We start from the raw sequence: 8,510 nt of genomic DNA, 5'->3' as shown, positions 1-8,510 counted from the left end.
ACTTATATTAGCATTTTTATAAGAAGATTTTTCGAGGCATTTTTTTGCCGTTTGAAAGGATTAAAATGCTTCAGGATTTTATTTTTATTAAATTAAATTTTTTCAAAAAAGATGACCGAAATTTTAAAAGAATATCAAGTAATTTTAATCGATAAAAATCAAAAAAATAACAATCCTGTTTTGACTCCTTCTTTTTGGGAAAAAGCAAATTGCCTAACTGATTTTTGTTCTCCATGGAAAACCGATTCATTTTCAAAAATTGAATTTAAAGCACTTCATGATTCCGAAAATTTCTATTTTAATTTCAGGGTTTTCGATACTGATATTTACATCGATCAAAAAGACAATAGTTTTGCGAGTATAGGAAACTCAGATCGCGTAGAATTGTTTTTTAGAACCAATGAATCCTTAAATCCATATTATTGCCTTGAAATAGATACTTCAGGCCGAATAATGGATTTTAAAGCGCTTCCGGGAAAGGATTTTGATTTCAGCTGGAAATGGCCAAAAAATGATATAGAAGTAAAAACTTTAAAAGATGAAACTTCATTTATTGTTGAAGGCCGAATTAGCATTCAGTCTTTAAAAGATTTAAATCTAATTCAGAACAATACAATCGAAGCCGGAGTTTTTAGGGCTAAATTCTCTCTGGTCGAAAATCTGCAATACGAACCCACCTGGATCTCGTGGGTAAACCCAAATACTGAAACGCCAAATTTTCATATCGCTTCTTCGTTTGGGAAGTTTGTATTAATGAGTTAAAAAAGGGGCAAAGGTGCAGAGTAACAAAGGTTCAAAGGTTTTGCCAACAGATTTTACGGATTAAACGGGTTTTCGCTGGTTTTTTTTATAAGTAAAATTAATCTCGCAAAGGCGCTAAGTTTTTTAAGTTATTCTCTTTGTGACTTTCTTTTAAGATTTAAAAAAGCTATAAAACTTAGCGTCTTTGCGACTTGGCGAGAGATAAAAAAGAAAAAACTTTGTGTCTTTGTGCCTTCGTGGTCAAATCATTACGATACGTAAAACGAAGCATTCTCAACATTAATAATATCAATAGGCAACAATATAGTTTCCGGAATATCTTTTCGGAATATAAAATGTTCGACCAAAGTACTAACGCCTAAATAAGCCTGTCTTTTTTGATTTTGATGAATTAAAAAATGCACCAATCCCTGATTCAGGAAATTGACATTTTTCTCAACCAAATCGTAACCAATAATGGCAATTTTTTTCTGTAAAGGAGCTAAAATAGAAGCAATTTGATATGCTTTTGAAGTGGTGATAAAAATTCCTTTAAGGTTGGGATTTTCTTCTAAAAATGCCGAAAATTTACTTTCAACATTCGGATGTTTTAGTTTTAGAGTAGTCAACGAAAAGTCAGCAATTTTCTTTTCATCAAAATAATTTCTAAAACCTTTTTCTTTTTCCTGCATGTGAACCGCATTTTTTACGCTTTCATCAATATGTATAATCGCAATTTGACCATCGGTTAAAATCAAATTCATTAAACTTGCAGCCACGCGACCGCTTTTATACAGATCCTGGCCCACAAAACTTTTGATAGATTCACCTTCGATCTGGTTATTAAAAGTGTTTACGATTATTTCGAGCTCATCATATTGTTTTACGATTTCAATAGTTTCCTTATGAAATAAAGGCGCGATTAAAACAGCATCAGGAGATTGCTTAATGATTGTTTCATGTGCACTTAAAAAAGATTTTTTACTTTCAGGATTAAAGTAATGCGTTTCTATAATTACACCATACGCTTTAAATTCTGTTTTGGCTTCCTGAATTCCGTTTACACACGGCAACCAATACGGATCTATTTCCGGATCCGGAAGCAAAACACAAATTCTGTAAACTTTAGTGTTTTTTAAATTACGGGCAATAAGGTTCGGTTCATAATTAATGACATTCAAAACTTCATTAATTTTATCCAAAGCCGTTGGAGAAACTTTTCCTCTGTTATGCAAAACCCTGTCGACAGTTCCTTTAGAAACTCCGGCCATTTTTGCTATATCCTTAATAGTGTACTTTTTATCCATATAAGCAAATATAGAAACTTTGGTTTAATTATTTAAAAAAAATCTTGCCGTAATTATTAAGTGTGCTCGAGAACATTAATTTAGTGTGTTCGAGCACATTTTTAGTTTTTTTCTTGTTTTATAAAAATATAATCTATAGTTTCGTAGAATCAAAACCAAAAAAACAGCGTAAATTTCTAACCTATTAATGTTGTAATTATTTGTATTGCAATGTTTTATTATAAAAATTATAAGTGAAAAAAATTACTTCATTAGCTCCCGGCCGAACGTGCCTCTTTGGAGATCATCAGGATTATTTAGGATTGCCAGTTATAGCCTGTGCAATTGATAGAAATATAAAACTAACCGCAGAACAAAATGATACCAATACGTTTGTGCTAAACATGATTGATATTGGCGAAATTAGAGTCATTGATATCGATGCTACTTTTGATAGATTGCAACCACGTGATTATTTTGCTTCTTCCTTACGCGTTTTGCGACGATACGGCTGTGTGCCCAATGTAGGTTACACGATTACCATTACAGGAGATATTCCAATTAATTCGGGAACATCAAGTTCATCAGCTTTATTGATGGCCTGGATTCGTTTTTTGGTGGATGCTTTTGGAGTCGATCATGAAGTTACGCCGGAATTTATCGCAAAAGTAGGATATGAATCTGAGGTTTTAGAACATGGAGAACCAGGCGGAATGATGGATCATTTTAGTATTGGAGTAGGGAATGTGGTATACATTAATACAAAAGAACCTTTTTCGTTTAAAGTAATAAGAACCGATTTAAAAGGTTTGATAACAGGAGTTTCAGGTGTGCCAAAAGAAACGATCGGGCTAATTGGCGAAATAAAAGGAAATGCCTTAATGTCGATTGGTATTGTAAAACAAAATTTTCCTGATTTCGATCTTAATACTTCTGAAATTGAAGATATAGACCGTTACCGAAATTGTTTGCCGGATCGACTGATTCCTTTTTTTGAAGCCGCGCTGAAAAATTACCATTATACCAAAGAAGCCTTAAAAGAATTTGAAAAACCAGTTTTAGATCTTAAAAAAATTGGAACATTAATGAATCAGCATCACGAAGTTTTGCGCGATTTATTAAAAATAACCGTGCCAAGAATCGATGATATGATTAATGCAGCTTTGCGGGCAGGAGCTTACGGAGCAAAAATTGTAGGTTCCGGTGGCGGCGGAAGTATTGTGGTCATGGCCAATCCTGAAAATGAAGACGCCGTAATCGAAGCTATTTTAAAAGCAGGAGCAGAAGAAGCTTATGCCGTTGCGGTAGATCCGGGAGTGAGAATTATAGAAAATATTGAAATTTAAAAAATAAATATGCACAACAATTTAGTTATTTTGGCAGGCGGCGCATCATCCCGTATGAAAAAAGAAGCCGTTCTTGATAATTTATCATCAGAAGAAATCGCTCAGGCAAACGAAAGAAGCAAAGGTTTAATTGGAGTTGGCGCAAGCGGAAGACCCTTATTAGATTATCTTTTATTGAATGCTAAAAAAGCAGGGTATAAAAATATCTACATTATTATAGGAGAACAAGGCGAGTTGTTTAAAGAGTTTTACGGAAACCAAAATGTAAATAATGACTTTCACGGACTTAATATTTCCTTTGCCGTGCAATATATTCCCGAAGGAAGAGTAAAACCTTTTGGTACTGCCGATGCCTTGTTTCAGGCTGTTGAACAATTTCAGGAGTTGAATTCTCAACAATATTCAGTTTGTAATAGCGACAATTTATATTCGGCGAAAGCCTTATTAGCACTCAGAGAAACCAATAGTCCAAATGCTTTTATTGCTTATGATCGTGATGCATTAGAATTTCCTTCTGAAAGAATTTCGCGTTTTGCCATTGCTAAATTAGATCAGAACAATCAGTTATTGGACATTTTAGAAAAACCTTCGGCTGATGTTTTAGAAGATTATAAAGATGTTGAAGGAAAAATAAGAGTAAGTATGAATGCTTTTAAATTTAACGGAAGTACATTATACACCCATCTTAAAAATTGTCCAGTTCATCCTGAAAGAGACGAAAAAGAATTACCAACCGTACTTTTAAATTCAGTAAAAGAGAATCCTAATACAACTTTAGGAATTCCGTTTTCAGAGCACGTTCCGGACTTAACAGCCAAAGAAGATATCGCTGATGTCAAAGCATATTTAAAGCAACATTATCCGGTTTTAGACTGGGAAGCCTAAAAAAAATTAACAAAAAATTGATATCTAATTTACGAATAAGTACAACTTATTAGACTACTTTTGTTTTAAAATTGCAAAAAAAATGCATTAAAATGTGTTTAAATTGCAATATATTTGCAAAAGCGGTGGTGTTATTTTAGATGGATAAAACAACTAATCAACTAACAATCAACCGATAATATTATGTCAAACATTGAGACTGCAATACATATAGAAAAGAGGAGTTCGATCATTCCGATGATTATTCTGACCGCGTTATTTTTTATATTGGGATTTGTAACATGGTTAAACGGTCCTTTAATTCCATTTTTTGAGCTAGCGTGCGAGTTGTCTTCTTCTCAAGCCTATTTTGTAACTTTTGCTTTTTATATTGCCTATTTTGTAATGGCAATTCCGTCATCCTGGGTCATCGAAAAAGTAGGTTATAAAAACGGAATCTCATTAGGATTACTGATCATTGCTGCGGGTGCATTTATGTTTTATCCCGCTGCCGAAAGCCGAACTTTTTTATTGTTTTTAATTGCATTGTTTGTAATGGGAACCGGTTTGGCAATTTTACAAACGGCATCAAATCCGTATGTAGTCGTAATTGGTCCGAGAGAAAGTGCTGCGGCCAGAATTAGCGTTTTAGGAATCGCGAATAAACTAGCCGGATTTGTGGCGCCATTGATATTGACAGCTTTGGTTTTGTCTAATATGCAGGAGTTTACAGCAGATAAAATCGCAATGTTAGATTCGGTTTCAAAATCAAATGCTTTAAATTCTCTTGCATTGCAATTGCAAAGGCCTTACCTTTATATGGGATTGATTATAATGGTTTTGGCGCTTTTGGTAAAGCTATCGCCGCTTCCTGAAATTGATTTGGATGAAGAAGGAAATGTGACGCATTTGAGTATTTTTAAACAAATGAGAAACGCATTCAAACGTCCTCAATTGGTTTTAGGAGTCATTACTTTAATGCTGTATTTATCTGCCGAAGTTTTAGCCGGAGATTCTATTGGAGCATTCGGAAAAGAATTAGGAGTATACGGAACAGAAGGGAATTTTTATTTAAAGTTAACTTCTTTCACCATGTCAGCAATGGTTGTAGGTTATGTATTAGGCATCACATTAATACCTAAATATCTTTCGCAGGTAACCGCTTTAAAAGCATCGGGAGTTTTAGGAGTAATTTTGGTTTTGGCAATCGTTTTAATTTCGCCAAAAATAATGTTTCAGTTCCCTGGAATTCCAAATTTACCTGTTGTGATTCTTTTAGTAGCCTTATTAGGTTTGGCAAATGCACTTTGCTGGCCGGCAATCTGGCCAATGGCGTTAGAAGATTTAGGAGGATATACAAAAATTGGAAGTGCAATTTTGATCATGGGTATTATAGGTGGAGCAATTTTCCCTTTGTTTTACGGATTGATCACAGAAAATATAAACGCATCAAATATAGCAAACGGAACGGTTGAAGTTTCGAAAAGCGGCAATCAGATTGCTTATTTAATGTTGTTACCATCTTATTTAATGATTCTTTTTTATGCAATAAAAGGTCATAAATATCGAAGTTGGAAAATGTAACGAGAGGAATTAAAAAAAACTATATCATGTTAAAAAGTAAAATAGACAAAGCGACAGGATTCGAGAAACGATTTGAAAACATCAATACGATTGTTTTCGAAAACTCTGGCGATGCATCAAAAGCAGTAGCTCAGGAAATTGCAGCTTTAATTCAATCCAAGCAAAAAGAAGGTAAACCTTGTATTTTAGGACTTGCAACAGGTTCTTCTCCAAAAGGATTATATGCTGAGTTGGTTCGTTTGCATAAAGAAGAAGGCTTGAGTTTTAAAAACGTAATAAGTTTTAACCTGGATGAATATTATCCAATGGAGCCCAACTCAATCAACAGTTATGTTCGTTTTATGAAAGAATTGTTGTTTGATCACGTTGATATTTTACCTGAAAACGCTCATGTTCCAGACGGACTTTTAACAAAAGAACAAATCGCAGATTATTGCCACGAATACGAAGCTAAAATTGAAGCTTTGGGCGGAATCGATCTTCAGATTCTTGGAATTGGAGGAAACGGGCATATAGGTTTTAATGAATCGGGTTCGCTGCAAAACTCTAAAACACGTTTAGTGGCTTTAGATCATATTACGAGAGTTGCGGCAAGTAAAGATTTCTTCGGATTAAGTAATACGCCAAGAACAGCAATCACACTTGGAGTAAAAAAAATAATGGAAGCTAAAAGAGTAATCTTATTGGCTTGGGGAGAAGGAAAAGCAAATGTGGTAAAAAGATCTGTAGAAGATGAAGTTACAAATAGAGTACCAGCTTCATTTTTGCAAGAGCACAACAATGCTGTTTTTATTTTAGATAAAGAAGCTTCTTCAAAACTAACAAGAATTAACAAACCTTGGTTGGTAGAAAAAGTAGAATGGACAGATAAACTGACTCGTAAAGCGGTTTTAGGATTGGCGCTTCAGCTTAAAAAACCAATTTTAATGTTGACTGATGCTGATTATATCGAAAACGGAATGAGCGATTTATTGGCTGATTCAGGTCCTGCGTACGACATCAATATTAAGATTTTCAATAAATTACAAAATACAATCACGGGTTGGCCAGGCGGAAAACCAAATGCAGACGATGCAAACCGTCCTGAAAGAGCAGAACCGGCCAGAAAACGTGTATTAATTTTTAGCCCGCATCCTGATGATGATATCATTAGTATGGGAGGAACTTTCATGCGTTTGCAAGAGCAGGGACATGAAGTACACGTAGCCTACCAAACTTCTGGAAATATCGCTGTAGCGGATGATGAAGCGTTACGTTTTGCAAGATTCGTAATTGATTACAATGAAAAATTCGGAATCAAAAGCGCTGAGGCAGACAATATTTACCAAAAAGCACAAACCTTTTTAGAGAATAAAAAGAACAGTGAAATTGATATTCCTGAAGTTCGTTACATTAAAGGTTTAATTAGAAAAGGAGAGGCGAGAGCAACAAGTCACTTTGTTGGTTTAACTGACGATCAGATTCATTTTATGGAATTGCCTTTCTATGAAACCGGAACAATCGAGAAAAAACCAATTGGGCAAGAAGATATTCAGTTGACAATGGACTTAATCGAAAAAATTAAACCCCATCAAATATACGCAGCAGGAGACTTAGCAGATCCGCACGGAACGCACAAAGTTTGTCTTGACGCTATTTTTGAAGCTGTAAAAGCGCTTAAACCAAAATCGTTCATGGATGATTGCTGGTTATGGTTGTACCGTGGAGCTTGGCAAGAGTGGGGAATTGATGAGGTTGAAATGGCTGTACCAATGAGCCCTGATCAGGTTTTAGCAAAACGTCATGGAATCTTCAAACACCAATCGCAAAAAGATGGTGTTGTTTTTCAGGGAACTGATGCCAGAGAATTTTGGCAAAGAGCCGAAGACAGAAATGCCGAAACTGCTGCTTTATACCAGGAATTAGGTTTGGCAACTTACGCAGCGATGGAAGCTTTCGTGAGATGGCATTACTAAGTCTCAGTTTTCAGTGCCAGTAAACAGTCAGTTCTAAACTGAAAACTGTGACTGAGACTGAAAACTTTGTTTTAATCTGTGGCAAAAGAATAAAAATAATAATAGCTTTGCATTCAATAGAAGCAAGAAGAAAGAATGAGTCTATATTCTTTCCTCTTGCTTCTTTTTTCTTTAAAAAAATGGAACCAGACAAAAAACTTCTCATAAAATTAGCCCATACCAAAATGCCTTTCGGAAAATACGAAGGACGATTTTTAATCGATTTACCTGAATATTATGTCGTTTGGTATCATAACAAAGGATTCCCAAATGGTGAGTTAGGACAACAACTGGCACTTGTTTATGAGTTAAAGCTAAATGGGCTGGAAGAGTTGATTCGAAACATTAAAAAGCAGTATCCTAAGCCTTTAAAATAAAATAGTAAGAAAAATCTTTTGCTATTTCATTTTTTTTATTTAAGTTTGATATGTAAAAATATTACAATTTTTAAAAACTAATTGATACCACAGAATTCAAGACTGAGTTTTTTAATGTGTACAAGTCAATATTTTGAAATTATAATATTTACTAAATAAAAAATATTATAATTTTTAAAAACAAATTGGCACCACTGAATTCAAGACTGAATTTTTAAAAGTGTACAAGTCGATGTTTTAAAATTATAATATTTTTTTTATGCCAAAAATATACTTCAGCCCTTTAAAATAATAAGAAATCCCTTTTTAATTTATTTG

Annotated in this window: 7 protein-coding genes; 6 read left to right on the top strand and 1 reads right to left on the bottom strand. The window is 34.2% G+C overall.

Features of this window, described 5'->3' with window-relative positions:
• Positions 1-111: 111 nt before the first annotated feature.
• Positions 112-762, top strand: a complete 651-nt coding sequence (locus FLACOL7796_RS09575; RefSeq protein ID WP_173970578.1) for a sugar-binding protein — start codon at positions 112-114, stop codon at positions 760-762.
• A gap of 248 nt (positions 763-1,010) precedes the next feature.
• On the opposite strand, the gene FLACOL7796_RS09570 is transcribed toward FLACOL7796_RS09575, so the two are convergent.
• A complete protein-coding gene (locus FLACOL7796_RS09570) occupies positions 1,011-2,048 on the bottom strand; it encodes a LacI family DNA-binding transcriptional regulator (protein WP_173970577.1) in 1,038 nt (345 codons plus the stop codon).
• 233 nt (positions 2,049-2,281) lie between these two features.
• Between FLACOL7796_RS09570 and FLACOL7796_RS09565 the strand changes: the two genes are divergently transcribed.
• The 5 genes from FLACOL7796_RS09565 to FLACOL7796_RS09545 all read left to right on the top strand — a co-directional run bounded on the left by FLACOL7796_RS09565 (position 2,282) and on the right by FLACOL7796_RS09545 (position 8,192).
• A complete protein-coding gene (locus tag FLACOL7796_RS09565; protein ID WP_173970576.1) occupies positions 2,282-3,373 on the top strand; it encodes a mevalonate kinase family protein in 1,092 nt (363 codons plus the stop codon).
• A gap of 9 nt (positions 3,374-3,382) precedes the next feature.
• Positions 3,383-4,258, top strand: coding sequence for a sugar phosphate nucleotidyltransferase (locus tag FLACOL7796_RS09560; RefSeq protein WP_173970575.1), 876 nt, complete (start codon positions 3,383-3,385; stop codon positions 4,256-4,258).
• A gap of 183 nt (positions 4,259-4,441) precedes the next feature.
• Positions 4,442-5,821 (top strand): sugar MFS transporter, encoded by a 1,380-nt coding sequence (locus FLACOL7796_RS09555; protein ID WP_173970574.1) that lies wholly within the window; start codon positions 4,442-4,444, stop codon positions 5,819-5,821.
• Positions 5,822-5,847: 26 nt separating this feature from the next.
• Positions 5,848-7,776, top strand: coding sequence for a glucosamine-6-phosphate deaminase (nagB, locus tag FLACOL7796_RS09550; protein ID WP_173970573.1), 1,929 nt, complete (start codon positions 5,848-5,850; stop codon positions 7,774-7,776).
• A 179-nt stretch (positions 7,777-7,955) separates the two neighbouring features.
• A complete protein-coding gene (locus FLACOL7796_RS09545; protein WP_039117105.1) occupies positions 7,956-8,192 on the top strand; it encodes a DUF3820 family protein in 237 nt (78 codons plus the stop codon).
• The last annotated feature ends 318 nt before the right edge of the window (positions 8,193-8,510 follow it).

This window comes from Flavobacterium bizetiae, from assembly GCF_902804475.1.
GTDB classification, from domain to species: Bacteria; Bacteroidota; Bacteroidia; order Flavobacteriales; family Flavobacteriaceae; genus Flavobacterium; species Flavobacterium bizetiae.
This window is presented reverse-complemented; position numbering and strand designations above follow the sequence as displayed.

What these genes read in the sequence shown, in the direction of transcription:
- FLACOL7796_RS09555 (WP_173970574.1), top strand. Translation starts at nt 4,442, where the DNA reads ATGTCAAACATTGAGACTGCAATACATATAGAAAAGAGGAGTTCGATC.
- FLACOL7796_RS09560 (WP_173970575.1), top strand. Translation starts at nt 3,383, where the DNA reads ATGCACAACAATTTAGTTATTTTGGCAGGCGGCGCATCATCCCGTATG.
- FLACOL7796_RS09545 (WP_039117105.1), top strand. Translation starts at nt 7,956, where the DNA reads ATGGAACCAGACAAAAAACTTCTCATAAAATTAGCCCATACCAAAATG.
- FLACOL7796_RS09575 (WP_173970578.1), top strand. Translation starts at nt 112, where the DNA reads ATGACCGAAATTTTAAAAGAATATCAAGTAATTTTAATCGATAAAAAT.
- nagB (WP_173970573.1), top strand. Translation starts at nt 5,848, where the DNA reads ATGTTAAAAAGTAAAATAGACAAAGCGACAGGATTCGAGAAACGATTT.
- FLACOL7796_RS09570 (WP_173970577.1), bottom strand. Translation starts at nt 2,048, where the DNA reads ATGGATAAAAAGTACACTATTAAGGATATAGCAAAAATGGCCGGAGTT.